Raw genomic sequence first — 23995 nt, forward strand, 5'->3', positions numbered from 1 at the left:
CTCGGTCCCCTGTAGGAGCGGCCTTGTGTCGCGATAGGGCCGCAGAGCGGCCCCGGCAATTTCTGCTGTGACGCAAAAACCTGGGGCCGCTGCGCGCCCCTATCGCGACACAAGGCCGCTCCTACAAGGGATCGCGCGAAGCTACCTGGCCATGACTGCCCTGAACAGCTCCGAAGCCAACCACCCCTCCAGCCAGCTCCGCACCCGCGGATAAGCCGCCTCGGCGAACCACTGCGGTTCGACCCCGGCAAACTGGCGCATCAGGGGCAGCAACGCGGCATCGGCAATGCTCGGGTGTGTGGCCAGCAAGTAGGGCCTGCCTGCCAGCAGGCCTTCGAGCTCCGCCAGCCACGCTTCGGCCTGCTGGCGGTAATGCTCGCGGGTATGCTCGGGGTAGCGTTCGGCATACTTGTACAGGTTGACCTGCGCCTTGAACGTGCTGTCGTTGCGCGCAATCAGTGTTTCAGCATGCTGCGCTGCCACAGGGTCGGCCTTTAGCTGCCAGTCCTGCGGGTCGTTTTGCGCCAGCGCCCAGCGCATGATGTCCAGGCTTTCTTCAAGCACCCCGGCACCGGTATCCAGTACCGGCACCGTGCCCTTGGGTGACAAGGCCAGCAGTTCTGCCGGCTTGTTTTTCATCGCCACCTCGCGAATCTCCACCTCGCACCCCGCATAGCGCAGGGCCAGGCGCGCGCGCATGGCCCAAGGGCAGCGGCGGAACAAGTAGAGGATCACCCGCACACCTCCACATCACTCAGGCCATTGCCTTGGCGGCGCACCTGGATCTGCACCGGGATGCGTTCGTGCATTTCCTGCACGTGGGAAATCACCGCGACCTTGCGGCCCTGGGCCTGCAAGCCGTCGAGGGCATCCATGGCCAGCTGCAGCGACTCGGGGTCGAGGCTGCCGAAGCCTTCGTCGATGAACAGCGATTCGATGCGCAGCGTGCTGGAGGCCATCGAGGCCAGGCCCAAGGCCAGGGCCAGCGACACCAGGAAGGTTTCCCCGCCAGACAGCGAGTGCACCGAACGCAGTTCGTCACCCATCTCGGTGTCCAGCACCAGCAGGCCGAGGGCGCTGCCGCCGCGCTTGAGGCGGTAGCGGCGGGCCAGCTGGCGCAGTTGGGTGTTGGCGTGGTGCAACAGCAGGTCGAGGTTGTAGCCCTGGGCGATCTTGCGGAACACATCACCCGAGGCCGAACCGATCAGGGCGTTCAGGCGAGCCCAGCGTTGCCACTGCTGGTGGGCCTGTTCGATTTCCGCTGCCAGCGCCTGGTGCGCCTGTTGGCGACGCTGGTCATCGGCCTGCTGTGCACGCAGTTCGGCGCATTGCTGCTCATGCCCGGCCAGGCGCTCGCGCAATTCGGCAAGGGCCTGTTCCAAGGCATCGGCCGAGGTGTCCACGGTCATTTGCGCGGCATGTTGCTGCAGGCGTTGTTCACGTTCCTGCAACAGCACGCGGCCTTGTTCGATGGCCTTTTCGGCGCCTTGCAGACGCTGGCGCAGTTCGTTGACCTGCGTGTCCTCCATGGCCAGCAGGCGATCCAGGCCGGCGTCGTCCAGTTCCGGGTGCTCACCGCGCCACTGGGCGATCTGGCCCTGCAGCTGCTGACACTCGGCGGCCAGCGCTTGCTGCTGCTGGGTGTTGGCCTTGAGTTCGCTGGCCAGTTGCACGCCCTGGGTGCGCAGGTCTTGCAGGCGCTGGGCAGTGTCGGCGTCGAGGGCGCGGGCCTGCTCCAGCGCGGCGTCCATGTGCTGTTGCCAGGCCTCGGCGCTGGCGTGCTCGCCAAGCAGTCCGCCGAGCGAAGCCTGGGCCTGCTGGCGCTGCTCGTCGAGGGCGGCAAGTTTCTGCTGCAGCTGCTGTTGGGTCTGCACGCGCGCCTGCTGCTGGTCGCGCAGCTTGTCCAGCTGGGCCTGGCGGGCTTGCTGTTCTTCCTGCTCGTCCTTGCGCTGTTCCAGTTGCTGCAGGCGTTGGGCGATCTGCTGGTCCAGGGCGAGGAAGGCATTGGCCGGGTCGTCGTTCAAGGCTTTGAGGGCCTCTTCGGGCAACACGTCGGCCAGGTCGTCAAGGCCTTGCTGCAACTGCTGCTCGTCGCTGGCCAGGGCCTGGTGCTGTTGCTCCAGGTGGCGCTGGGCCTGCTGCTGGGCCTGTTGGGCGGCCTGCAGTTGCTGGTTGAGACGGGCTGCATCCTTTTGCAGGGCGAGCAGGGCGCTCTGGCGTTTCTCGTCCTTGCTGATTTCTTCTTCCAGGCGCTGCAGCTGGCTGTCGAGCCAGGCACTGCGGGCCTTGTCATCCTGCGGCGCCAAGGCTGGCCACAAGCTGTGCGCCTGCACCTGGGCCACCAGCGGTTGCAACTGTTCGCCCAGTTGCTGTTGTTGCTGCTGGTAATCCTTGAGCTGGGCGTTGACCACTCCCAGCTGGGTGCGCAGTTCCACCAGCTTGCCGTTGAGGGTTTCGACCTGCTTCTGCGCGGCGTCTTCCTCGGCCTGGTCATGGCGACCCAGGCTTTGCAGCAGCGCTTCAGGCTGGTGGAACGGGTGCTCGGCGCTGCCGCATACCGGGCATGGCTCACCGTCGCGCAATTGGCCGCGCAATTCTTCGACGCTGGTGTTACGTGCCAGGCGCTGGCGCTCCAGCAACTGGCGGGTGAGGTTGAGCGCTTGCTCGGCGGCTTCCAGCTCGGCCTTGGCGGCGGTGCCTTCGCCAATCAGCTGCTGGCGCTGCTGCATGGCCTGCTGCTGACGCACGCGCACGGCCTCCAGCTGCTGGCGCAGTTCCAGTTCACGGCCATGCAGGCGTGACAGTTCTTCCACGGCGCGTTGCTGCTTGCGGTTGTCCTGCAACATGCCACCCAGCAGGTCGATCTGTTCTGCCAAGGCCTGGGGTTCGGCCTTGGCTTCGCGGAACAGCAGCTCGAATGCATCGCGCTCGGCCTGCAAGTGTGCATTGGCCTGGCTGGCCTGGGCCTGCAGGCCGGGCAGCTCCTCACGGCCCTTGGCCAGGCGGCCACCGATCAGCATCACTTGCTTCAGTTGTGGCAGGTAGGCGTGCCAGGCATTGGCCAGGCCCGCAAGGTGCTGGCTGTCGGCGAGCGCGGCGTCGATCTGCGCCAGTTGCTGCAGGCTGCGCTGCTGGTTGTCTTCCAGTTGCTGCAAGTGCTGCTGGCCTTCGGCTACCTGCAGCTCGGCCTGCTCACTGGCGCTGCGCTGTGTTGCCAGCTCCTGCTCCAGGCGGGCCAGGTTGTCCTGGGCGGCAAAGGCCTGGCGCAGGCGAGGGGCGTTCTCGCTGTGTTGCACCTGGCTATCGGCAAGCGCCTGGCGCGCAGCGTCCAGCGCCTGTTCGAGCTCGCCGGTGCGCACTTGCAGTTCGGCTTGCTGCTGCTGTTGCTCGCTGATCTTCGCTGCCACCGGCGCCAGTTGTGCGGCCAGTGTCTGCTGGCGGTGGAACTGGTGGCGCTGCGGGGCCAGGCGCTCCAGGCGCACGAGGTCCAGGCGCTGGTCAGCCAGTTGCTGCCAGTCTTGTTCGGCAGCCTGCAGTGCGACGCCGGCCTCGGCGTGCTGGGCCTGCAGCTGGCGCTGCTCGTTCAGCCAGTTGCGTTGCTGTTCCAGCTGGCGCTCGCCGGCCTGGTCGGCCTTGAATTGCAGTTGCGCCTGCTCCAGGCGCTGGTCGAGCTCGGCGCGGGCTTCGGCGGCCATCGGCAGCAGATGGCTGGCACGGTCCTTCAGGGCATTGTGGGCCTCGCCGGCTTCGCGCGCCTTGCTGAAGGCGCGCTGGCCCAGGCGGGTGTAGATGGCGGTGTTGGTGAGCTTTTCCAGCAGCTCGCTGCGCTCTTTGTCGTCGGCCTTGAGGAAGGCGCCAAATTCGCTCTGGGCCAGCATCACCGCGCGGGTGAACTGTTCGAAGTTCAGGCCCAGGCGGGCTTCGACCAGTTGCTTGTATTCGTTCTTGCCGCTGCCCAGTACCTGCTCGCTGTCCAGGTCGTAGAAACTCTGGCGGCTGTGCTGCAGCTTGCCGTTGGCCTTGTCGCGGGCGCGGTTGGCTTCCCAGCGGGCGCGGTAGCGGCGGCCATCGATGCCGACGAAATCGACTTCGGCAAAGCCGCTGCCGGTACCGCGGCGCAGCAGATTGCGTGGGTCGGAGGTAGGGATTTCACCGTCGGCATCCGGTACCTTGGCCTCGCGGCCAATGTCGTTCAGCCGTGGCACGGTGCCAAACAACGCCAGGCACAGGGCGTCGAGCAGGGTACTTTTGCCCGCCCCCGTAGGCCCGGTGATGGCGAACAGGCCGGCGCTGGCCAGCGGTTCGGCGGTGAAATCGATGTCGACCGGGCCGGCCAGGGAGGCCAGGTTCTTCAGGCGGATGGCAAGAATCTTCATGGCTGTTCCTCTTCCTGCTGCACGTCCTGCAGCAGCAGGGCGAAGTCGGCCAGCGCCTGTTCGTCGGCGGGGTTGCCATAGGCCTGCTCCCAGGCGCGGCTGAACAGGTCTTGCGGGGTCATCTGGGCCAGTTCGACAAAGGCCAGGTCATCGTCTTCGGTGTTGTTGCGGCCGGCGTATTCGGCGCTGATGCGGATCAAGCGCACGGCCTTGCCTTGCAGTGCGGTTTCGATCTGCTGGCGCAGGTCGGGTTGCGGCTCGTCCAGTATCACCCGCACCTCCAGCCAGGGCTGGCGGTTGGGGTCTTCGAGCAGGTCGATCACTGGCAGGTCGGCCAACTGCTCCAGCAGTTCGCCCAGTGGTGCCGGGCCGACCCGCTGCAGGGCCACGGCGCGCGGCACCGGGCGCGGTTCGACGCTGACCAGGCCGGTGCCGTCCAGCTCCACTTCCAGTACCTGGTGCGGGTAGTTGATTTCGGCGAACGACAGCGGGATCGGCGAGCCGCTGTAGCGGATGCGTTCTTCGCGGTTGACCTTCTGCGGCTTGTGCAGATGGCCCAGGGCGACGTAGCTGATGGCCTTGTCGAACAGCTTGGCCGGTAGCGCCTCGGCGTTGCCGATGATCAGGCTGCGCTCGGAGTCCTCCGACACTGCGCCACCGGCCATGTGCGCGTGGCTGATGGCGATCAGCGCCTGGTCCTTCTTGCGCTTCTTTTGCGCGGCGGCGATCAGCTGCTGGTGCACCTGGGTGATGCCTTGCAGGTAATCGTCGCCCAATTGCGGGCCAGTCACCTCGGCCGGGCGCAGGAAGGGCAGGGCCAGGCACCAGGCGGCGACCTTGCCCCGGCCGTTGGTCAGCGGAATCAGCAGGCGCTCGGCATCCAGCTGGCCCTCGTCCAGCCAGTGCACACGGCCCAGGGCATGGGTGCGCAGACGCCGCATCAGCGCCGCGGGCAGCTCGATGCGCGAGCCGGAGTCGTGGTTGCCGGCGATCATCACAATGTCCAGCTTCGGCTGTTGTTCGTGGGCCTGGACGATGAAGTCGTAGAGACGTTCCTGGGCTTTGACCGGCGGGTTGACCGTGTCGAAGATATCGCCGGCGATCAGCAGCGCATCCGGCTGGCGCAGGCGCAGCTGGCCGAGCAGCCAGTCGAGGAAGCAGGCGTGTTCGAAGTCGCGTTCCTGGCCGTGCAGGCTTTGGCCCAGGTGCCAGTCGGAGGTATGAAACAGACGCATGGATGACCTGTTGGTGTCGAGTCGAGCAAGCGGAGAAAGGGCGGTATGGTAACCCAAGCATGGGGCCGCTGTGCGGCCCAATCGCCGGCAAGCCAGCTCCCACAGGTTCTGCACTGTCCTTGAGCTTTGTGCAGTACCTTTGGGAGCTGGCTTGCCGGCGCTGAGGCCGGTCGACTTTCCCTCAATACCAGGTAATATCACCGGTATGCCGGGGTGCCTGGCACCGGCTGCGCCGGTGTTCGCGGGTGAACCCGCTCCCACAGGTACTGCGCAAGGTTCTCGGCGTACGCGGTCATTGTGGGAGCGGGTTTACCCGCGAAGAGGCCTGCACAGGCAGCACATCACTTGGGATAGAGCGGCGGCAAGCTGCCGTTCTCCCCGGCTGGCAACAACACCTGCTCAGCCGGCGGAATCGTACCAATCGCCCGCCACAAATCCTCACCCTGCCAATACTGGCCACTCTCGCTGTACAGCGCCCCGTTCAACCCATCCAGCGCATCCGACAACGGCACAAAGCGCGCCGCCATCTCGGCCAGGGTTTCCGGCTGCTGCCGGGCCCAGGCGTCCAGCGCCTGGCGGGTGGCCTGCGGGTCGTTGGCCTGGCACGCGCGCTTGAGATCATCCAGCAAGGTACGCGGGCTCGGCCCGGCCTGCGCGGCGCGCAGCACCGCTGGCTGCGAGCGGGCGCGCCACCACAGGGCAAAGCCCAGCAACGTGGTGAGGGCGAACACCAGGGTGGCCAGCTGCCAGGGCCACAGCAAGCTGCTGGCACTGCTGTTGTCACCAACCGGGGTGTCGGCGCTCAGTGCCGGGTTGTCCTGCACGTTCAGCGTGCGCGCCGGCAAGCTGCTGTGCTCCAGGTGGTCTTCGCGGGTGTTCCACCAGGCCACTTCCAGCGCCGGCAGGGCCAGCGTACCGCTGTGGGTCGGCACCAGGGCTTCGCGCTCTTCGCGGTTGGCGGTCATGCCGCGGTCGCTGATTTCGTTGCGCAGCAACGGCTGGTCGGGATAGCGGCGCAGGCCGGTGATTTCGGTGGCTGGCAGCGGCGGCAGTTGGGTGCTGGACAAGCCTTCGGCACGCAAGGTGATGTTGCGGGTCAGCGAGTCGCCAATCTGCACCTGCTGGTTGCCAGGGTCGGGGTTCCAGTGCTCTTCCAGAGTCAGGCTGCGGGCCGGTAGCCATGGCACGCCAGCAGGCCAGGCCGCCGGAATCGGCCGTACGGCCAGGCGCAATGGCAGCGAGCTGACCTGCACCTGGTGGCCGGCCCGGGCCGTGCCGTTGGCTTGTGGGGCTTGGTCCGGGCTGGCGGCGGCGGTGGCGGTGAAGGTCAGTGGCGGGATTTCGAGGGTGCCGCTTTGCTGGGCATACACGGCATAGCGGGTTTCGATCACGCCGTGGCGGACGCCGTTGATTTCCTTTTCATAGGTGCGCGATTCACCCAGCGGTTCGACTTTGGCCTTCTCCAGTTGAAGCGGGCTGAGGCTGCTGTCGTCGTACAGTGCCACCGAATGGTAGATGCGCAGGGTGAGCACGGCCTGGGCCTGGACGTAGACCTCGCTGCTGTCGAGCGTGGCTTCGATGAACACCTGCGAGGCACTGTCCTGGCGGCTGGCATCGGCCTGCAGCACTTGCAGTTCGATGGCCTGGCTGTGCGACTGGCCCAGTTGCAGTTCGGGGATGCGCAGGCTGCCGCTGCGCCGCGGCAGCAGGGTGATGATCCAGCGGGTGCTGGCGCGGGTTTCGCCGTCGAGGCTGTGCAGGCTGTTCAGCTGGCGCGTGCCGCGCACTTCGAAGTCACCCTCCAGCGCGCGCAGGTCGGGCTTGCCGAACTGGGTGACGTCCTGGCTTTCCAGGGTCAGCTCCAGGCTTTCGCCGGCTTCCAGGCGGGTACGGTCGACGCTGGCTCGCAGCAACGGTTCGGCCTGGGCCTGCACGGCCCACAGCAGACTGAGGAGAAAGACGCCGAAGCGACTCATCGTGGGGTTTCCTGATGCAATTGCTGTTCATACCAGAATTTGCGCCGCAGCAGCTCCGCCGGGTTGTCGGGGATCTCCCGCAGCCATTGTTCCAGGGCCTGGCGCTGTTCGGCATCGAGGCTGGTCGATACCGGGCGCTGCGGCGGCTGGATGACGCTGTCATCCGCGCCCGCCTGGTTGCCGGGCGCTACCTGGCTGTTGCTGCTGCCTTCGCCGGGCTGTTCGGCGCTGGCTTGTTCGTCGTTGCCGGGCGTGCCCTGGGCCGGGCTGCTGGCCGAGCTGCTGTTGCCTTCGGTTTCGCTGCCGGGCGTGCCTTGGGCATCGCTGCTGGCCGGTTGTTCCTCGGCCTTGGCTTCGCGCTGTTGCAGCAGTTGCTGCACCAGGGCCTGGTTATCCAGCGCCGCTTGCAGGTCGGGCTGGCGTTCCAGGGCTTGTTCGTAGGCGTCCAGGGCGGCTTCCAGTTCACCGCTATGGGCCAGGGCATTGCCTCGATTGTAGTGGGCGGCGGCAGTGTCGCCTTGGGAAAAGGCTTCGGCGGCGCCAGCATAGTCGCCCGCCTGGTACAGGGCCATGCCGCGCCATTGCGGGTCCTGGAACTGGCGCGCGGCACTGGCGGGGCGGTTCTGCTCCAGCAGGCGCTGGCCTTGCTGGTCGGGGCGCAGCCACAGGTCGTTGAACTCGAAGGCCTGGCTGGGCTGGGGCAGGGCCAGCAGCAGCGGCAGGCAGAACAGCCAGCCGCGTCGGCCGGCACAGGCGGCCAGCAGCAACAGCGGCAGCAGCAGCCAGTAACCTTGGTCGGCCCAGCTGTCCAGTTGCAGGGTCTGGCCGTCATTGCGCCCGGCGCGCGGGTTGTCGAACAGGCCCAGGCCACGCAGGTCGAGGTCGTCGATGCGGGCATGGCGGTAGCGCCCGCCGGTGCTGCTGATGAAACCCTTGAGGCTGGCACTGTCCAGGCGCGGCAACAGGATGCCGCCCTGGTCGTCCTTGAGGTATTCGCCGTTGGCCTGGCGCACGGGTGTGCCTTCGCGGCTGCCGATGCCCAACATCAGCAAGCTCGGGCCCTGGCGGCCGAGGGCCTGGGCGATGCCTTGGCGCTCCGGGGCGCTGAGCGAGGAGCCGACAAGCAGCAGGCGGCCCTGGCCCAGGCCGCTCTGGGCCAGCAGGGCCAGGCCTTTTTGCACGGCCAGGTCGGCGCGCTGGCCGGGTTTGGGCATGATCGACGGGTCGATCGCCTCGAGCAGGTTGCGGCTGGTGGCCAGGTCGTCGGACAGCGGCACCAGGGTGTGCGCGGAGCCAGCATAGACCACCAGCGCGGTCTGGCTGTCGCGGCGGTGCTCCAGCAGGTCGAGGATTTTGCGCCGTGCCTGCTCCAGGCGGTTGGGCGGGCTGTCTTCGGCGAGCATCTGCGGGGTCAGTTCCAGCAGGATCACCAGTGGGTCGGCCGGGCGCTGGCGGCTTTCCTCGACGCGCTGCCAGCTGGGCCCGAGCAAGGCCAGGATCACCAGCGTCCAGGCCAGGCCCAGCGCTACCCACGGCAGCTTGCTGGTGCTGCCGCTGCCACCGCCGAGCAGCACGCCATGGAACGCCGGTGGCAGAATCATCTGCCAGCGCCCGGCGCGCTTGCGCCGGTGCCACAGTTTGTACAGCAGCCAACCGAGCAGGGGCACGGCCAGCAGCCACAGCGGGCGCAACCATTCGGGCCACAGTTGGATCATCGCCGCCTCCTCAGGCGCAGGCGCTTCAGGCGCTGGCGCCATTCCGGGTGCGGTTGCAGGAAGCGCGGCTTGCGCAGCAGGCGGTGCAGCAGGTTGTCGGGCCATTGCACGGCCAGCACCAGTAGCACGCTCAGCAGCAGGGCCAGGGCCAGGGGCCAGGCATACAGCGCCTTGGCGGTGCGTGCCTGGGTCGGTTGCTGGGCCACCGGTTCGAGTTGGTCGAGGGTGTCGCCAATGGCGTCCAGTTCGGCGCCGTCATGGGCGCGGAAGTAGCTGCCGTGGGTGATGTCGGCAACTTCCTTGAGCGAGGCTTCGTCCAGGTCCAGGCTCGGGTTCAGGCCGAGCAGGCCAGGGGTGCCGCTGGCTTCGGGGTTGGCGCCGATGCCGATGGTATAGATACGCACGCCTTCCTGGGCGGCCAGGCGGGCGGCAGTCAGCGGGTGGATCTGCCCGCCGTTATTGGCGCCGTCGGTGATCAGCACCAGCACCCGGCTTTGTGCCGGGCGTTGGCGCAGGCGCTTGACCGCCAGGCCAATGGCGTCGCCGATGGCGGTGTTCTTGCCGGCGATGCCGATCTGCGCCTCGTCGAGGAAGGTGCGCACGGTGCGCCGGTCGAAGGTGAGCGGGGCCTGCAGGTAGGCCTGGCTGCCGAACAGGATCAGGCCCACGCGGTCGCCCTCGCGGTCCTGCAGGAAGTCGCCGAGCAGCGCCTTGACCAGGTCGAGGCGGCTGATCTCTTCGTTCTGCCATTGCATGTCGGGGAAGTCCATCGACCCGGACACATCCACCGCCACCAGCAGGTCGCGGCCGCTGGCAGCTACCGGCACCGGCTCGCCCAGCCATTGCGGGCGGGCGGCGGCGCACAGCAGCAACAGCCAGATGACGACAAAGGGCGCCTGTTGGCGCCAGGTCGGCAGGTTGAGCCGCGCGCGGCGCCCGGCCAGGCTTTCCAGCTCGTCGAGGAAGCCCACCTTGAGCACCGGTTCGCCGCTGTCGGCGGCCGGTAGCACCAGGCGCGCCAGCCACGGCAGCGGCAACAGGACGAACACCCACGGCCAGGCCAGTTCAAACATGCTTGCGAATCCAGGTTTCGACGGCCTGGCTGAGCCCGGCGATGGCCTTGTCGTCGAGCTTGCACTCGGGTTTGTAGGCGCCTTCGACCAGTACCATCCAGCGGGTCAGGCCGGCGGCCGGGCAGCGGTTGTCGAGAAACGCCAGCCACTGGCGGCCGTTGAGGGTATGGCTGTTGGCGCCCGGGTAGTGGCTGCGGCACAGGCGCTTGAGCAGGGCGTTGATCTGTTGCAGCCATGCCCCGGCCGGGGCGCCGTCATAGGGGCGCGGCAGGCGCGCCAGTTCGGCCAGCGCTTCCACGCGTACCGGGTCCAAGGGTTGTTCGGCACGCACGATGCGGCGTTTGCCCGGGCGCCAGCGGCGCACCCGCCACAGGCCCCAGGCCAGCAGCGGCAGCACGGCCAGCAGCAGCCACCAGCCAGGTGCCGGTGGCCACAGGCCGATCGGCGCGGGGGCGATCAGCGGCTGCAGTTGGTCAAGCGGGTTCATTGGCCGCTGCTCTTCATGACGCGCTCCGCGGCCGCTGGGCATTCAGGTATTCGCGCAGTTGCTCGATCATTTCGCTTTGGGTACTCAGGGGCATCAACAGCACACGCAGCTTTTGCGCCATCAGTTCCCAGCGCTCGATACGCGCTTCGGCCTGCTGGCGGTAGGCCTGGCGCAGGTTGGCGTCCAGGGTGTCGAGCTCCAGCTGTGCGCTACGCTGGGCGAAGCGCAGCAGGCCGGCGGCGGGCAGGGCGTGGTCGAGCGGGTCTGACACCGGCATCAGCAGCAGGTCGCAATGGCGCGAGAGCATGGCCAGGTGCTGCTCCACCTGGGCGGTGAGCGAGCGCTCATCGCAGATCACGATGGCCAGGCTGCCGGGGCGCAGCACTTCGCGGGCGCGGCGCAGGGCCAGGCCGAGGCTGTCGGCGCCGGGGCTGGCTTCGGTGTGCAGCGCCTGGTTGACCTTGGCCAGGCGGTTGAGCAGTTGCAGCAGGCTCTGCTTGCTGCGCCGGGGCTTGATTTCGTGGTGCTCGTTGTCGCCGAACACCAACCCGCCGATGCGGTCGTTATGGCCCAGTGCGGCCCAGCCGAACAGCGCTGCGGCCTGGGCGGCCAGCACCGACTTGAACATCAGCCCCGAGCCGAAGAACAGCCGTTGGCTCTGCTCGACGAGGATGAAGATGGGGCGTTCGCGCTCTTCATGGAACAGCTTGGTGTGCGGCTCCTGGGTACGCGCGGTAACTCGCCAGTCGATGTTGCGTACATCGTCGCCGGCCTGGTACACGCGCACTTGGTCGAAGTCCACACCGCGTCCGCGCAATTTGGAGTGATGCAGGCCCACCAGCGGGCTGCGCTGGCCGGGCCGGGAAAACAGCTGGATTTCGCGCACGCGGTGGCGCATGTCGATCAGCTCGGCAAGGCCGATGCGGATGCCGGGTTCGGCCAGCGACGCGGTGGGCATGGGCTCAGGCAACGGCGACGACGTCGAGGATGCGCTGGACCACGCGGTCCTGGTCGATCCCTGCCGCCTCGGCCTCGAAGGAGAGGATTATGCGGTGACGCAGCACGTCGAACAGCACCGCCTGGATGTCTTCGGGGCTGACGAAATCGCGCCCGGCCAGCCAGGCGTGGGCACGCGCGCAGCGGTCCAGCGAAATGGACCCACGCGGGCTGGCGCCGTAGGCGATCCAGTCGGCCAGTTCGCTATCGAACTTGGCCGGGGTGCGGGTGGCCATCACCAGCTGCACCAGGTATTCCTCCACCGCGTCGGCCATGTACAGGCCGAGGATTTCCTTGCGGGCAGCGAAGATCGCCTGCTGGCTGACCCGGCGCTCGGGCTTGGTCTCGCCGCCCAGGGCTTCACCACGGGCCTGCAGCAGGATGCGCCGCTCTACCGCAGCGTCGGGGAAGCCGATTTTCACGTGCATCAGGAAGCGGTCGAGCTGGGCTTCGGGCAGCGGGTAGGTGCCTTCCTGCTCGATCGGGTTCTGCGTGGCCATCACCAGGAACAGCGGCGACAGGTCGTAGGTGCTGCGGCCCACGCTGACCTGGCGTTCGGCCATGGCTTCGAGCAGGGCGGACTGTACCTTGGCCGGGGCACGGTTGATTTCGTCGGCCAGCACCAGGTTGTGGAAGATCGGCCCCTGCTGGAACACGAAGCTGCCGGTTTCCGGGCGGTAGATTTCGGTACCGGTGATGTCGGCCGGGAGCAGGTCGGGGGTGAACTGGATGCGATGGAACTGCGCCTCGATGCCTTCGGCGAGCTCTTTGATGGCCTTGGTCTTGGCCAGGCCCGGCGCGCCTTCGACCAGCATGTGGCCGTCGGCCAGGAGCACGATCAACAGCCGCTCGACCAGTTTCTCCTGGCCGAGGATCTGGGAAGAAAGAAAGGTGCGCAGCGCGATCAGCGCTTCACGGTGTTCCATCGGTGACGGTTCCTGGTATGGGGCCGCAGGCGGCTGGAAGCAGCTGCCCTGGCAAGGGGTGATACTTTAATCCATCCGGGGGGGTGGCGACCAATGGCGGCAGGGAAATTTATCCTTGCCAGGGGCCATGCAGGTCCGGAATTGTCCTGCATGTGGCTGGCCATTGGCTGATAGCCCGCAGCGGTGTGCTGGCGCCTGCTTGTGCTTTTTGCACAAGCAGGAGGCACCAAGATGGACCTGAACAGCTGTAGCACTGCACGCATCACGCCGCTCACCCTGCGTTTTGGCGTGTTCTTCGATGGCACCGGTAACAACCATCACAATGTGATGGCGGTGGATGCACCGGCGGGCAAGGGGGCGAGTTATGCCAATGCCTTGAGCAATGTGGCCCTGTTGCATGCGCTATACCCGGCGCAGGGGGCCAATGCTGACGGGACCATGGCGTTTCTGAAGCGCTATGTCGAGGGCGTGGGCACCCTGGCGGGGGAGGCGGACCATGCCTATGCCTCGGCCACCGGGTGCGGAAGCAGGGGGACCGAGGCGCGGGTCGAGGAGGCCTTGGCGGGGATTGCCGGGCAGCTGCGGGACTGGCTTCGGGCGCACCCACAGGCAAGGCTCGAGCGGGTCGAGTTCGACCTGTTCGGTTTCAGCCGGGGCGCGGCGGCGGTGCGGCATCTGGCCAACCTCTTGCACGATGGCGGCGGCGAACGCTTGGCTGCACCCTGCGGCATCGTGATCAACTTCATCGGCCTGTTCGACACAGTGGCGGCGATCATCGCGCCGCTGCAGGGTGACTTCGATCCCGCCGACGACCGCCATGGTGGCTTGCGCCTGGGCCTGGGCGCGGGCATTGCCCGGCAAATGGTGCAACTGGTGGCGGGTGACGAGCAGCGGCACAACTTCCCGCTGGTGCGCAGTGGCCATGACATCCTGTTGCCGGGCGTGCATTCGAACATTGGCGGTGGTTACCCGGATACCGCGCAGGAGCAGGTGCTGCTGTGCAAACCGCAGTCACAGCGGGTGCCGCAGGGTATGCGCGCCGAGAAGACTCGCGTGCATGCCAGCGTCAGTGCCTTGCTGGGGTCGGCATTCGGCGAACTGGGGGCGCCCAGGCCGCAGGTGCTGGTCTGGGAGGAGCCGATTCCCGGTGGCCTGCCGAGCGAGGCGCAGAAGCAGGTTTATGCGGCGGTGTATCGCGAGCGGGAAGTAGCGGGGCAGCTTTCCCGGGTTTACCTGAGCATCATGCGCGAGTTGGCGGTGCGGGCGGGTGTGCCGTTTGCGCCTTTGGGCGGGCAGGCTGAGCATCGGTTGCCGGAGGAGTTGCTGGGCATCAGCCGCAAGTTGCACGGATTTGCTTTGGGTGAATGCGAAGAGCCTGGGTTGACCGAGGATGAGCTGTGTTTGTTGCGCGACAGGTATGTGCATGCGTCGGCGAACTGGAATGCGTTGAAGGGGTTGCGTAACAGTGTGCTGGATGTGTTGTTCGTCAATCGGCCGAGGGCAGGGGGGCGGGTGATGCATGCCAATCCAGTCGCTTGAGCCGCCTGTGGGAGGGGGTTTGCATGGCACCAGCTGCGCCGGTGTTCGCGGGTCAACCCGCTCCCACAGGACCTGCGTCAATTGCCGAGAACGGCGTCCAGCAGGCCCTTCAGGTAGGCGCTGCCTTGCGCATCCAGCGGCTGCAGGGGCAGGCGTGGAGCGCCGACATCCTGGCCGAGCATCTGCAAACCGGCCTTGATGGTGGTGGGCAGGCCGCGCCGGGTGATGTACTCCAACAGTTCGTACTGGCGGTAGAACAGCGCGCGGGCTTCAGCCAGGTCGCCTTGCTGGACCGCATCCCACAGCGCCAGGTTCAGCGTCGGGATCAGGTTGGGCGCGGCGGTGCACCAGCCGGTGGCACCGGCCACCAGGGCTTCCAGGGTGAGCGGGTTGCAACCGTTGTAGAAGGCCACCTGGCCATCGGTGGCCTTGAACAGGCGGTGCATGCGCTGGATGTCGCCGGTGCTTTCCTTGACCATGGTCACATTGTGCACTTCGCCGAGGATGCGCAGGATCAGCTCCACCGACAGGTCGGTGCCGCTGGTGCCCGGGTTGTTGTAGAGCATGATCGGAATGTCGATGGCCGTACCCACCGCCTTGTAGTGGGCAACCACTTCGGCTTCGGTGAGCTTCCAGTAGGAGATGGGCAGTACCATCACCGCCGTGGCACCGCATGCCTGTGCCAGGCGGGCGCGTTGCACGGTGCGCGCGGTGGTCAGGTCGGAGACGCTGACCACGCTGGGCACGCGGCCGGCAATGCGCGCTTGGCTGAAGCGCACCACGGTTTCCCATTCGCTGTCGGACAGGTAGGCGCCTTCGCCGGTGCTGCCCAGCGGTGCGATGGCGTGCACGCCGTCGGCGATCAGGCGGTCGATGGACAGGCCCAGGGCATCCAGGTCGAGCGTGCCGTCTGCCATGAAGGGAGTGATGGTGTAACCGATAACGCCGCGAATTACAGGTGTAGACATAACCAGGCACCTCTGCCGTTGTTGGGGAAAGCGTACAGCTTCAGTCAGCCCAGGCAGTCGCCATGGGCACGCAAGGCACGGCGCGCGTAGTAGCTGAACGCGGCACCATGACGTTTGGGGGTGGAGATCCAGTCGTGGGCTTCCTTGCCCAGGGCATCCGGGATGGGGCGGATGTCACCGGCACCCATGGCCAGCAGCTGCATCTTTGCTGCGCGCTCGAACAGCATGGCAAGGACGCAGGCTTCCTCGATCGAGCGACCGGCGATCAGCAAGCCGTGGTGGGAAAGCAGGATCGCGCGCTTGTCGCCGATCGCCCTGGAGATGATTTCACCCTCTTCGTTGCCCACCGGTACGCCGGGCCATTCCTTTAGAAACGCGCAGTCGTCGAACAGCGGGCACAAGTCCATGTGCGAGATGGCCAGTGGCACTTCCAGCATCGACAGGGCGGCGCTGTGCAGTGGGTGGGTGTGGATGATGCAATTGACGTCGGGGCGTGCGCGGTACAGCCAGCTATGGAAGCGGTTGGCCGGGTTGGCCATGCCGCGGCCTTGCAGCACGGTGAGGTCTTCGTCGACCACCAGCAGGTTGGAAGCGGCGATCTCGTCGAAGCCCAGGCCAAGTTGTTGCGTGTAGTAGGTGCCAGGCTGCTCGGCGCGGGCGGTGATCTGCCCGGCCAGGCCGGAGTCGTGGCCACCGTCGAACAGGATGCGGCAGGTGAGGGCGAGTTTCTGTCGAGGGGTGTAGGTGTTGTCGGCCAGCGCCGTCAGCATCTGCTGCTGGGCGAGTTTGACCAGTTGGTCCTTGGGGGTCTGCATGGTGGTCGTCATGGGCGGTACCTGCACGGAAAGGGCGATGGTTGGCTGATCGGCGAGGAACACCGTCAGGACACAGCTGCGATATTAATGACACAAAGTGTCATATGCAAGCGATGTGTCATCGACAGCGCCAGTCATGCGGACTGCGCGGCGGCGAGGTATGGCGGGTTGTCAGAGGTGGTGCAGGCAACGATCGGCAGGCCAGCCCTGATCACAGGGCTGGCACGTGCCCTTCAAGGCGCGCCGAACAGCATCGTCCAGTAAACGCCGTTATCGCTACGCGAGTTCTCGGCAAAGGCCGCGCCCACCTGGGTAAACATCGGGTTCATCAGGTTGGCGCAATGCCCGGGGCTGGCCAGCCAGCCTGCCATCGCCTTGCTCGGTGAGCCCTGGCCTGCGGCAATGTTCTCGCCGATCTGCCGCCCACGGTAGCCGGCATCCCAGGCCCGATCCGCGGGTAGATCACCGTCGAGGTCGCGGTGCGCGAAGAAATTGTCGTTGGCCATCGCCCGGCTGTGGCGCTGCGCCGCCGTTCCCAGGGCGGTGCTCCAGGTCAACGGGCGTGCAGCGGCAAAGCGCTTGCGACCACACAGGCGCGGCTTCGCCCGTGCAGCGTTCACCTGTGCCAGCAACGCGTTGCTGGCCGATCGCCCATCGCCGAGCTGGGCGTCGAGCAGAGGCCGAGCCAGCAGCACCCGCCATTCGTTGCGTGAGCGACTGACGCCGATATCGGCATATTGGCTATCGAGCAGGGCTGCGCAGTAGTCGCTGCGGAGCATGTCAAAGGCCTCCTCGGCATCTAGCGCGCCGACCAGACGGATGGCCCGCACCTTCACCGCCTGATAACCCGCAGCTTTCAATCCCTGCCGCAACTCCCCGCTGTAGCCGACCGGCAACGCCAGTTTCGGCTTCAGTACCAGCGGCGTCGAGCCTCGGATCACGCGCCGTTCGCAGCGCTGTGGCTGGGCGCGATAATCGTTGATGGCTGCCACAAGCTGCCTTTCCCCACTGGCATGGGCGGGGTTGGCGAACAGAGGGAACAAAGGAATGAGGCAGAGCGAGACGAAGGGGGAGCGACGGACTGCTTGGCGCATGGGGTGAATGGCTCGGGTGAATGACGGCGGCAAAGCCGAATTGAGGGCTCGGCTAAGACTGTGCGCCTCAATACAGGTTCACGTGCACGGGGTACAATTTTTCGCTAGTACTCAACTTGAATGCTGCAACAAGGTAAACGCAATGACACAAGCTACCGATCAGGCTTTTTATGACCGCGCCGATGCGCATATCGACCTGGCGAACCAGCAGATCGAGAAAATCGAAGACCTGGGCAAGGTCAGTGCCTCACTGACCTTCGGCGCCTCGCGCTTCAATGCCTGGATGAGCGCCCGCAGCTTCAAGACCAGTGCCGAGCTGGCTGCCGCGCGGGAGGAGCTGTTGAAGTATTTCTGCGAGCAGTACCGGATGATGCTCGAGGACAACCTGGACGAGCACATCGAGCATTTTGACCGGTTTGTGCTGGGTAAAGGCGACTGAACCATGGGGGCGCGATCTCATGGAACTGCACACGGCTCATTGAACTAGCAGGGACCCTGTGGGAGCGGCTTTAGCCGCGAACACCGGCGCAGCCGGTGCCATGCACCGCGTTGGATTCTTCGCGGCTAAAGCCGCTCCCACAGGGTACGCGGACCGCTTGCGGATTCAGTCCTCTACCTGCCAGTGCAGCCTTATCGGGCCTTCTTCTCCAGAATCCGCGCCCCGGTACCTTCCTTGCCCAGCACATCTTCGGGGTTGCGCAGCGGGCAATCCTCCAGCGACAGGCAGCCGCAACCAATGCAGTTGTCCAGGCTGTCGCGCAACGCTTCCAGGGTGCGAATGCGGGCGTTCAGGTCTTCGCGCCAGGCGGTCGACATCTCGCCCCATTGCGCTGCCGTGAGCTTGCTGTTGGGCGCATAGCGGCTGAAGGCCTGCTTGATCTCCTCAAGCGGAATACCCGTGCGCTGCGCCACCTTGATGATGGCCAGCGTGCGCAAAACCAGTGAAGGATAGCGGCGCTGGTTACCCGCAGTACGCACGCTGGCGATCAGCCCCTTGGTCTCGTAGAAGTGCAGCGCAGACACCGCCACGCCGCTGCGCTTGGCCACTTCCCCTACCGTCAGCATCCGTGTGTTGTCCGCTGCCATGCCTGTTGACCTCAAGTTAAGTTGAGCTCTTATAGTCCTGCCCGATCTTCTCCGCAACCGCTTTCCCTGATGATCGGAGCACTGCATGAACAAAAGGACGTTACTGGCCTGGGCTGGCGCTGTTGCAGGTGTGCTGGGCGCTGCCCATGCATTGGTCGGCAGCGGCTCGGCGCCACCGGCTGCAGCGGCATGGCCGGCGACCAAGGTGGCCCTGGCCACGGCCGAGCAGGTGCAGCTGGCACGGCAGAACTTTGCCTCGGGAGAGCTGGAGGCGGTCAACCAGGTACAGGTGGCGGCCGAGACGGCGGGGCGCATCACCCGCATCGCCTTCGAGTCGGGGCAATTGGTGAGTGCAGGGCAGTTGCTGGTGCAGCTGAACGATGCCCCGGAGCAAGCCCAGCGTGTGCAGTTGCGGGCCAGGCTGCGCAATGCCGAAGTGGTGCTGCAGCGCAGCCGCAAGCTGCGCGCGGTGAACGCCGTGTCACAGGAGCTGCTGGACAATGCCGCCACCGCCGTGGACGTGGCCAGCGGTGAGCTGCAGCATGTCGAGGCGTTGATCGCGCAAAAGGCCATACGTGCACCGTTTGCCGGCAAGCTCGGCATTCGCCGGGTGCATCAGGGCCAGTACCTGAGCGCTGGTGAGACCATCGCCAGCCTGGCCGATATCAGCCAGCTGCATGTCAATTTTTCCCTGGGCGAGCAAGCCGCCCCGCAGGTGCACGTGGGGCAACCGCTGGCGCTTACGGTGGATGCGGTGCACGGGCAGGACTTCCAGGCCCGGGTGGTAGCGGTGGACCCGGTGGTCAGCAAGGCGCGCCTGGTGCAGGTGCAGGCGGCCTTGCCGAACCCGGGCGGGCAGTTGCAGCCGGGCATGTACGCCGGCGTGCGTCTGGATGCCGCGCAGCCGTCAAGCGTGCTGGCCGTGCCGGAAACCGCGATCACCTACACCGCCTACGGGCAGACGGTGTTCGTCGCTACCCGGGACCCGCAGCATGGCACCCGGGTCAGCCGGGTACGGGTGACTACCGGCGAGCGCTGGCAAGGGCGGGTGGAGATCACCTCAGGCCTGGCGCCCGGTGACCAGGTGGTGGTTTCCGGGCAGCTGAAACTGAGCGACGGCATGCCGGTCGAGCCCGTGGCGCAGGACAGCCTGCAGGCCAGCCAGGGAGGGCGGCAATCGTGAAGTTCACCGACCTCTTTGTCCGCCGCCCGGTACTGGCGCTGGTGGTCAGCAGCCTGATCATCCTGCTGGGGCTGTTTGCCATGGGCAAGCTGCCGATCCGCCAGTACCCGCTGCTGGAAACCTCCACCATCACCATCAGCACCGAGTACCCCGGTGCCTCCGCCGAGCTGATGCAAGGCTTCGTGACCCAGCCGATCACCCAGGCGGTGTCGTCGGTCGAGGGCATCGACTACCTGTCCTCGTCGTCGCAGCAGGGGCGCAGCCTGATCACCTTGCGCATGGTGCTCGATCGCGACTCGACCCAGGCACTTGCCGAGACCATGGCCAAGGTCAACCAGGTGCGCTATCGCCTGCCGGAAAAGGCCTACGACCCTGTGGTGGAGCTGTCGGCAGGTGACTCCACCGCGGTGGCCTACGTGGGCTTTGCCAGCGAAACCTTGTCGATACCCGAACTTAGCGATTACCTGTCGCGGGTGGTGGAACCGCAGTTCTCCGGCATCGACGGTGTGGCCAAGGTGCAGTCGTTCGGCGGGCAGCGCCTGGCCATGCGCCTGTGGCTGGACAGCGAGCAGATGGCCGGGCGCGGTGTGACGGCCGCGGATGTGGCACAGGCGGTGCGTGCCAACAACTACCAGGCGACGCCGGGGCAGGTGCGTGGGCAGTATGTGCTGGCCGATATCCAGGTCGATACCGACCTGACCCGGGTCGAGGACTTCCGCGAGCTGATCATTCGCAACGATGGCACCGACCTGGTGCGCCTGCGCGATGTCGGTACCGTCGAGCTGAGCGCGGCAGCCACCCAGACCAGCGCCACCATGAACGGCAAACCCGCCGTGCACCTGGGGCTGTTCCCCACCCCGACCGGCAACCCGCTGGTGATCGTCGAAGGCATTCGCCAGCTGCTGCCGCAGATCCGCCAGACCCTGCCACCTGGGGTGGAGGTGGCGCTGGCCTACGAGACCGCACGCTTCATCGACGCCTCGATCGACGAAGTGCTGCGCACCCTGGTGGAAGCCATGCTGATCGTGGTGCTGGTGATCTGGCTGTGCCTGGGTTCGCTGCGCAGCGTGGTGATCGCAGTGGTGGCCATCCCGCTGTCGATGCTCGGTGCGGCGGGCTTGATGCTGCTGTTCGGCTTCAGCCTGAACCTGCTGACCTTGCTGGCGATGGTGCTGGCCATCGGCCTGGTGGTGGACGATGCCATCGTGGTGGTGGAGAACGTGCACCGCCATATCGAAGAGGGCAAGTCGCCGGTTGTCGCGGCGCTGGCCGGGGCGCGGGAAATCGCCGGGCCGGTGATCGCCATGACCCTGACCCTGGCCGCCGTATACGCGCCAATCGGCTTGATGGGCGGGCTGACCGGCACGCTGTTCCGTGAGTTTGCCCTGACCCTGGCCGGGGCGGTGATCGTGTCCGGCATCGTCGCGCTCACCCTGTCGCCGGTGATGAGTTCGCTGTTGTTGCAACCCGGCCAGCAGCATGGCGCCATGGCCAACATGGCCGACCGCCTGTTCGGCATGCTGACCGGGGCCTATGGGCGAGTACTCGCCTACACCCTGGCGCATCGCTGGATCAGTGGTGGGGTGGCGCTTCTGGTGTGCCTGAGCCTGCCTTGGCTGTACCTGCTGCCGCAGCGCGAACTGGCCCCGCCCGAGGACCAGGCGGCGGTGCTGACAGCCATCAAGTCGCCGCAGCATGCCAGCCTGGATTATGTGGAGCGCTTTGGTCTGAAGCTGGACCAGGTGATGAAGTCCCTCGCCGAAACCACCGACACCTGGATCATCAACGGCACCGACGGCCCGGCCGCCAGTTTCGGCGGCATCAACCTCAGCGCCTGGCAGGCCCGCGAGCGTTCCGCCGCGCAGGTGCAGGCGCAGTTGCAGCAGGCCGTGGCGGACATCGAGGGCAGCAGCATCTTCGCCTTCCAGGTGGCCTCGCTGCCGGGTTCCAGCGGTGGCTTGCCGGTGCAGATGGTGTTGCGCAGCGCACAGGACTACCCCAAGCTGTACCAGACCATGGAGATGATCAAGCAGCGCGCCCGTGACGGCGGCCTGTTCAGCGTGGTGGACAGCGACCTCGACTACAACAACCCGGTGGTCAAGGTGCGCATCGACCGGGCCAAGGCGGCCAGCCTGGGCATCAGCATGCAGGCCATCGGCGAGTCACTGGGTGTGCTGGTGGGCGAGCAGTACCTCAACCGCTTCGCCCTGTTCGGGCGCTCCTACGATGTGATCCCGCAAAGCATCCAGGACCAGCGCCTGACGCCGGCGGCGCTGAACCGCCAGTACGTACGCGCCGAAAACGGCAGTCTGGTGCCGCTGGCCACGGTGGTGCACCTGGACATCGAAGTGGCGCCCAACCGCTTGCTGCAGTTCGACCAGCAGAACGCCAGTACCCTGCAGGCGATCCCGGCGCCCGGTGTGTCGATGGGCAATGCCGTGGCATTTCTCGAACAGCTTGCCGCCGAACTGCCACCTGGCTTCAGCCATGACTGGCAGTCGGAGTCGCGCCAGTACGTGCAGGAGGGCTTTGCCCTGATGTGGGCATTTCTCGCCGCCCTGGTGGTGATCTACCTGGTGCTGGCCGCGCAGTACGAAAGCCTGGTGGACCCGCTGATCATCCTGGTGACCGTGCCGCTGTCGATCTGCGGTGCGCTGCTGCCGCTGGCGCTGGGCTGGGCCACGCTGAACATCTACACGCAGATCGGCCTGGTGACCCTGATCGGCCTGATCAGCAAGCACGGCATCCTGATGGTGGAGTTCGCCAACGAGATCCAGGTGCGTGACAACCTCGACCGTGCCAGCGCCATCGTCCGCGCTGCGCAGATACGCCTGCGGCCGGTGCTGATGACCACGGCGGCGATGACCTTCGGCGTGCTGCCGCTGCTGTTCGCCAGCGGCGCCGGGGCCAACAGTCGCTTTGGCCTGGGAGTGGTGATCGTGTGCGGGATGCTGGTGGGGACCTTGTTTACCCTGTTTGTGCTGCCGACGATCTATGCCTTGCTGGCGCGAGACCATCGGGTGACCACGGTGCGGGGGCGGCAGTTGGCGGAGGCTGAGCGGGTGCTGGGTATGTGAAGGGGAACCGGGCCATTGGGGCCGCATAGCGGCCCCGATTACTCGATCAGGACGGTGACCTGTCCCGGCGCATCTGGGTAACGAGGGTAAAGCGGTCATCCGGGTGCACCGTCTCGGACACCGCCATCAGGTCGCCGTTTTCCTCGCGGTAATGGCGAATGATCTTCAGCCCCGGCGCGCCTGCGTCGGCCATCAGCACCCGGGCCATTTCCGCGCTCAGCAACACTGCCCGCACCTGCTGGTCGACCACCGCGATCGCCCGGCCATAGTGCTGCTCGATCAGCCCCGCAATCAGCTGGTCGGGGTGTTCGCGGGCCAACTCGATGACCTCGGCATAGTCGCGCTGCGCGTACACATCGGTCCAGCACAGCGGCGCCGCGTTGTGCGCGCGGTCGACACGGATGCTCGACACGCAGAAGTAGTGCTCGCCCGGAACCAGCCCCAGCCGCGCCGCCTCGCTCAGGTCGGCGACGAAGTGGCGCACGTCCTGGATTTCCCGTTGCTGGGTTTCTGCCAGGTGCGCCAGTTCCGCCACGCTGGCCAGTGACTGCGAGTAGCCACCGCGCGGGCTGCTGGCCTCCACCCGGGTACCCACGCGCTTGCGCCGCGATACCAGCCCTTGGTCGAGCAACTGGTTGATCGCCGCGCGCACCGTGTGTCGGCTCACATCGTACAGGTCGCACAGCTCGAACTCGGTTGGCAGCAGGCTGCCCACCGGGTAGCGGCCGCTGGCGATGCCTTCCATCAAGTCCTTTGCCACGATGGAATAGCGCGTCGGGTTCATAGCTTTGGTCTGTCTCGCAAATTTGTAACAGCGGCGGGGGCAAAGCGGCCCCGGAAATCAAGCCTGCGCGGGCAAGCTCATATGCAACAAAGGGAACGGCCGGCCTTCGCCATCCAGCGGTGAGCGGCCAGTCTGGATGAAGCCGTAATGCTGGTAGAAGCCCACTGCCTGCGGGTTCTGCTCGTTGACATCGACGCTCATCGTGCTGCGCGATTGGCGGCCGAAATCCAGCAGTGCGCGGCCTATGCCCTGGCCGTGACGCTCAGGGTCGACGAAGAGCATTTCCACGTGGTCGCCATTGAAACCGATGAAGCCCAGCGGGCGGTCTTCGCTGTCAACCGCAACCCAGAGTTCGACGGCCTGAAAGTAGACGTCGCGCAGTTGTGGCAGCAGCGCGTCGATGTCGGAGGCTTGCAGAAAATGATGGGTGGCGCGTACGGCGCGCAGCCAGATATCGAGCAGTTGCAGGTGATCTGCAGCGATGCTTTGGCGAATGATCATGGAGTCGTGCCTGGCGGTATATGGTCGGGGCAGGGAGGAAGAAAAAGGGTACCCGGATTATGTGAGGCGGGGCAATGGACGGTGGGGCAAGGCACCAGCTGATGTGTCGCCCGGGCCGGCCCTTTCGCGGGTAAACCCGCTCCCACAAGCAAGCACTGCCCTCA

At 66.3% G+C, this 23995-nt stretch carries 19 protein-coding genes; 4 read left to right on the forward strand and 15 right to left on the reverse strand.

Going from position 1 to position 23995, the window contains the following annotated elements:
• Window positions 1–141: 141 nt before the first annotated feature.
• The 9 genes from R9B85_RS20320 to R9B85_RS20360 all read right to left on the reverse strand — a co-directional run bounded on the left by R9B85_RS20320 (window position 142) and on the right by R9B85_RS20360 (window position 12784).
• Window positions 142–735 carry a glutathione S-transferase gene (locus R9B85_RS20320; RefSeq protein WP_423770521.1) on the reverse strand — a complete coding sequence of 198 codons (594 nt, stop codon included), beginning with the start codon at window positions 733–735 and terminating at the stop codon, window positions 142–144.
• On the reverse strand, window positions 732–4376 hold the full coding sequence (locus tag R9B85_RS20325) for an AAA family ATPase (RefSeq protein ID WP_112252077.1): 3645 nt from the start codon (window positions 4374–4376) through the stop codon (window positions 732–734). The genes R9B85_RS20320 and R9B85_RS20325 overlap by 4 nt, the downstream gene beginning before the upstream one ends.
• Complete coding sequence (locus R9B85_RS20330) at window positions 4373–5611, reverse strand: exonuclease SbcCD subunit D C-terminal domain-containing protein (protein WP_112252078.1); 1239 nt, start codon at window positions 5609–5611, stop codon at window positions 4373–4375. The genes R9B85_RS20325 and R9B85_RS20330 overlap by 4 nt, the downstream gene beginning before the upstream one ends.
• Before the next feature lie 341 nt (window positions 5612–5952).
• Window positions 5953–7587 carry a BatD family protein gene (locus R9B85_RS20335; protein WP_112252079.1) on the reverse strand — a complete coding sequence of 545 codons (1635 nt, stop codon included), beginning with the start codon at window positions 7585–7587 and terminating at the stop codon, window positions 5953–5955.
• Window positions 7584–9302, reverse strand: a complete 1719-nt coding sequence (locus R9B85_RS20340; RefSeq protein ID WP_423770522.1) for a tetratricopeptide repeat protein — start codon at window positions 9300–9302, stop codon at window positions 7584–7586. The genes R9B85_RS20335 and R9B85_RS20340 overlap by 4 nt, the downstream gene beginning before the upstream one ends.
• Window positions 9299–10375 carry a vWA domain-containing protein gene (locus R9B85_RS20345; protein WP_112252081.1) on the reverse strand — a complete coding sequence of 359 codons (1077 nt, stop codon included), beginning with the start codon at window positions 10373–10375 and terminating at the stop codon, window positions 9299–9301. Before R9B85_RS20345 ends, R9B85_RS20340 begins: the two co-directional genes overlap by 4 nt.
• Entirely contained in the window at window positions 10368–10862 is a 495-nt protein-coding gene (locus R9B85_RS20350) for a DUF4381 domain-containing protein (RefSeq protein WP_085625249.1), read from the reverse strand. The genes R9B85_RS20345 and R9B85_RS20350 overlap by 8 nt, the downstream gene beginning before the upstream one ends.
• A 13-nt stretch (window positions 10863–10875) precedes the next feature.
• Window positions 10876–11820 carry a DUF58 domain-containing protein gene (locus R9B85_RS20355; RefSeq protein WP_025338269.1) on the reverse strand — a complete coding sequence of 315 codons (945 nt, stop codon included), beginning with the start codon at window positions 11818–11820 and terminating at the stop codon, window positions 10876–10878.
• Window positions 11821–11824: 4 nt separating this feature from the next.
• Entirely contained in the window at window positions 11825–12784 is a 960-nt protein-coding gene (locus R9B85_RS20360; RefSeq protein WP_112252082.1) for an AAA family ATPase, read from the reverse strand.
• Window positions 12785–13015: 231 nt separating this feature from the next.
• Here R9B85_RS20360 and R9B85_RS20365 point away from each other — a divergent pair, with 231 nt between their 5' ends.
• On the forward strand, window positions 13016–14323 hold the full coding sequence (locus R9B85_RS20365; protein WP_313853479.1) for a DUF2235 domain-containing protein: 1308 nt from the start codon (window positions 13016–13018) through the stop codon (window positions 14321–14323).
• 77 nt (window positions 14324–14400) lie between these two features.
• On the opposite strand, the gene R9B85_RS20370 is transcribed toward R9B85_RS20365, so the two are convergent.
• The 3 genes from R9B85_RS20370 to R9B85_RS20380 all read right to left on the reverse strand — a co-directional run bounded on the left by R9B85_RS20370 (window position 14401) and on the right by R9B85_RS20380 (window position 17200).
• A complete protein-coding gene (locus R9B85_RS20370; protein WP_112252084.1) occupies window positions 14401–15291 on the reverse strand; it encodes a dihydrodipicolinate synthase family protein in 891 nt (296 codons plus the stop codon).
• 44 nt (window positions 15292–15335) lie between these two features.
• Window positions 15336–16118 (reverse strand): aldolase, encoded by a 783-nt coding sequence (locus R9B85_RS20375; RefSeq protein ID WP_047932985.1) that lies wholly within the window; start codon window positions 16116–16118, stop codon window positions 15336–15338.
• 221 nt (window positions 16119–16339) lie between these two features.
• Window positions 16340–17200, reverse strand: a complete 861-nt coding sequence (locus R9B85_RS20380; protein WP_215521139.1) for a CAP domain-containing protein — start codon at window positions 17198–17200, stop codon at window positions 16340–16342.
• Window positions 17201–17342: 142 nt separating this feature from the next.
• On the opposite strand from R9B85_RS20380, the gene R9B85_RS20385 reads away from it, so the two are divergent.
• Entirely contained in the window at window positions 17343–17639 is a 297-nt protein-coding gene (locus R9B85_RS20385) for a DUF3144 domain-containing protein (RefSeq protein WP_112252086.1), read from the forward strand.
• Window positions 17640–17830: 191 nt separating this feature from the next.
• Here R9B85_RS20385 and soxR read toward each other — a convergent pair whose 3' ends face one another.
• Entirely contained in the window at window positions 17831–18286 is a 456-nt protein-coding gene (gene soxR / locus R9B85_RS20390) for a redox-sensitive transcriptional activator SoxR (protein ID WP_016500816.1), read from the reverse strand.
• Window positions 18287–18371: 85 nt separating this feature from the next.
• On the opposite strand from soxR, the gene R9B85_RS20395 reads away from it, so the two are divergent.
• Window positions 18372–19469, forward strand: coding sequence for an efflux RND transporter periplasmic adaptor subunit (locus R9B85_RS20395; RefSeq protein WP_112252087.1), 1098 nt, complete (start codon window positions 18372–18374; stop codon window positions 19467–19469).
• Entirely contained in the window at window positions 19466–22546 is a 3081-nt protein-coding gene (locus tag R9B85_RS20400; protein ID WP_423770523.1) for a MexW/MexI family multidrug efflux RND transporter permease subunit, read from the forward strand. Before R9B85_RS20395 ends, R9B85_RS20400 begins: the two co-directional genes overlap by 4 nt.
• A gap of 46 nt (window positions 22547–22592) precedes the next feature.
• On the opposite strand, the gene R9B85_RS20405 is transcribed toward R9B85_RS20400, so the two are convergent.
• Both R9B85_RS20405 and R9B85_RS20410 read right to left on the reverse strand, forming a co-directional pair.
• The gene (locus tag R9B85_RS20405) at window positions 22593–23330 is read right to left on the reverse strand and encodes a GntR family transcriptional regulator (RefSeq protein WP_423770524.1); all 738 of its coding nucleotides are present in this window, start codon (window positions 23328–23330) and stop codon (window positions 22593–22595) included.
• Between the two features lie 57 nt (window positions 23331–23387).
• Window positions 23388–23831 (reverse strand): acetyltransferase, encoded by a 444-nt coding sequence (locus R9B85_RS20410; protein WP_112252090.1) that lies wholly within the window; start codon window positions 23829–23831, stop codon window positions 23388–23390.
• Window positions 23832–23995: the final 164 nt, after the last annotated feature.

The sequence above is a fragment of the Pseudomonas sp. NLJ1 genome (genome assembly GCF_049486705.1).
In the GTDB taxonomy this organism is placed as follows: Bacteria; Pseudomonadota; Gammaproteobacteria; order Pseudomonadales; family Pseudomonadaceae; genus Aquipseudomonas; species Aquipseudomonas inefficax.

Coding starts and splice junctions, on each gene's coding strand:
- R9B85_RS20405 (WP_423770524.1), bottom strand. CDS start 23,330: ATGAACCCGACGCGCTATTCCATCGTGGCAAAGGACTTGATGGAAGGC.
- R9B85_RS20385 (WP_112252086.1), top strand. CDS start 17,343: ATGACACAAGCTACCGATCAGGCTTTTTATGACCGCGCCGATGCGCAT.
- R9B85_RS20325 (WP_112252077.1), bottom strand. CDS start 4,376: ATGAAGATTCTTGCCATCCGCCTGAAGAACCTGGCCTCCCTGGCCGGC.
- R9B85_RS20370 (WP_112252084.1), bottom strand. CDS start 15,291: ATGTCTACACCTGTAATTCGCGGCGTTATCGGTTACACCATCACTCCC.
- R9B85_RS20365 (WP_313853479.1), top strand. CDS start 13,016: ATGGACCTGAACAGCTGTAGCACTGCACGCATCACGCCGCTCACCCTG.
- R9B85_RS20355 (WP_025338269.1), bottom strand. CDS start 11,820: ATGCCCACCGCGTCGCTGGCCGAACCCGGCATCCGCATCGGCCTTGCC.
- R9B85_RS20395 (WP_112252087.1), top strand. CDS start 18,372: ATGAACAAAAGGACGTTACTGGCCTGGGCTGGCGCTGTTGCAGGTGTG.
- R9B85_RS20340 (WP_423770522.1), bottom strand. CDS start 9,302: ATGATCCAACTGTGGCCCGAATGGTTGCGCCCGCTGTGGCTGCTGGCC.
- R9B85_RS20345 (WP_112252081.1), bottom strand. CDS start 10,375: ATGTTTGAACTGGCCTGGCCGTGGGTGTTCGTCCTGTTGCCGCTGCCG.
- R9B85_RS20335 (WP_112252079.1), bottom strand. CDS start 7,587: ATGAGTCGCTTCGGCGTCTTTCTCCTCAGTCTGCTGTGGGCCGTGCAG.
- R9B85_RS20350 (WP_085625249.1), bottom strand. CDS start 10,862: ATGAACCCGCTTGACCAACTGCAGCCGCTGATCGCCCCCGCGCCGATC.
- R9B85_RS20330 (WP_112252078.1), bottom strand. CDS start 5,611: ATGCGTCTGTTTCATACCTCCGACTGGCACCTGGGCCAAAGCCTGCAC.
- R9B85_RS20360 (WP_112252082.1), bottom strand. CDS start 12,784: ATGGAACACCGTGAAGCGCTGATCGCGCTGCGCACCTTTCTTTCTTCC.
- R9B85_RS20375 (WP_047932985.1), bottom strand. CDS start 16,118: ATGACGACCACCATGCAGACCCCCAAGGACCAACTGGTCAAACTCGCC.
- R9B85_RS20380 (WP_215521139.1), bottom strand. CDS start 17,200: ATGCGCCAAGCAGTCCGTCGCTCCCCCTTCGTCTCGCTCTGCCTCATT.
- R9B85_RS20410 (WP_112252090.1), bottom strand. CDS start 23,831: ATGATCATTCGCCAAAGCATCGCTGCAGATCACCTGCAACTGCTCGAT.
- soxR (WP_016500816.1), bottom strand. CDS start 18,286: ATGGCAGCGGACAACACACGGATGCTGACGGTAGGGGAAGTGGCCAAG.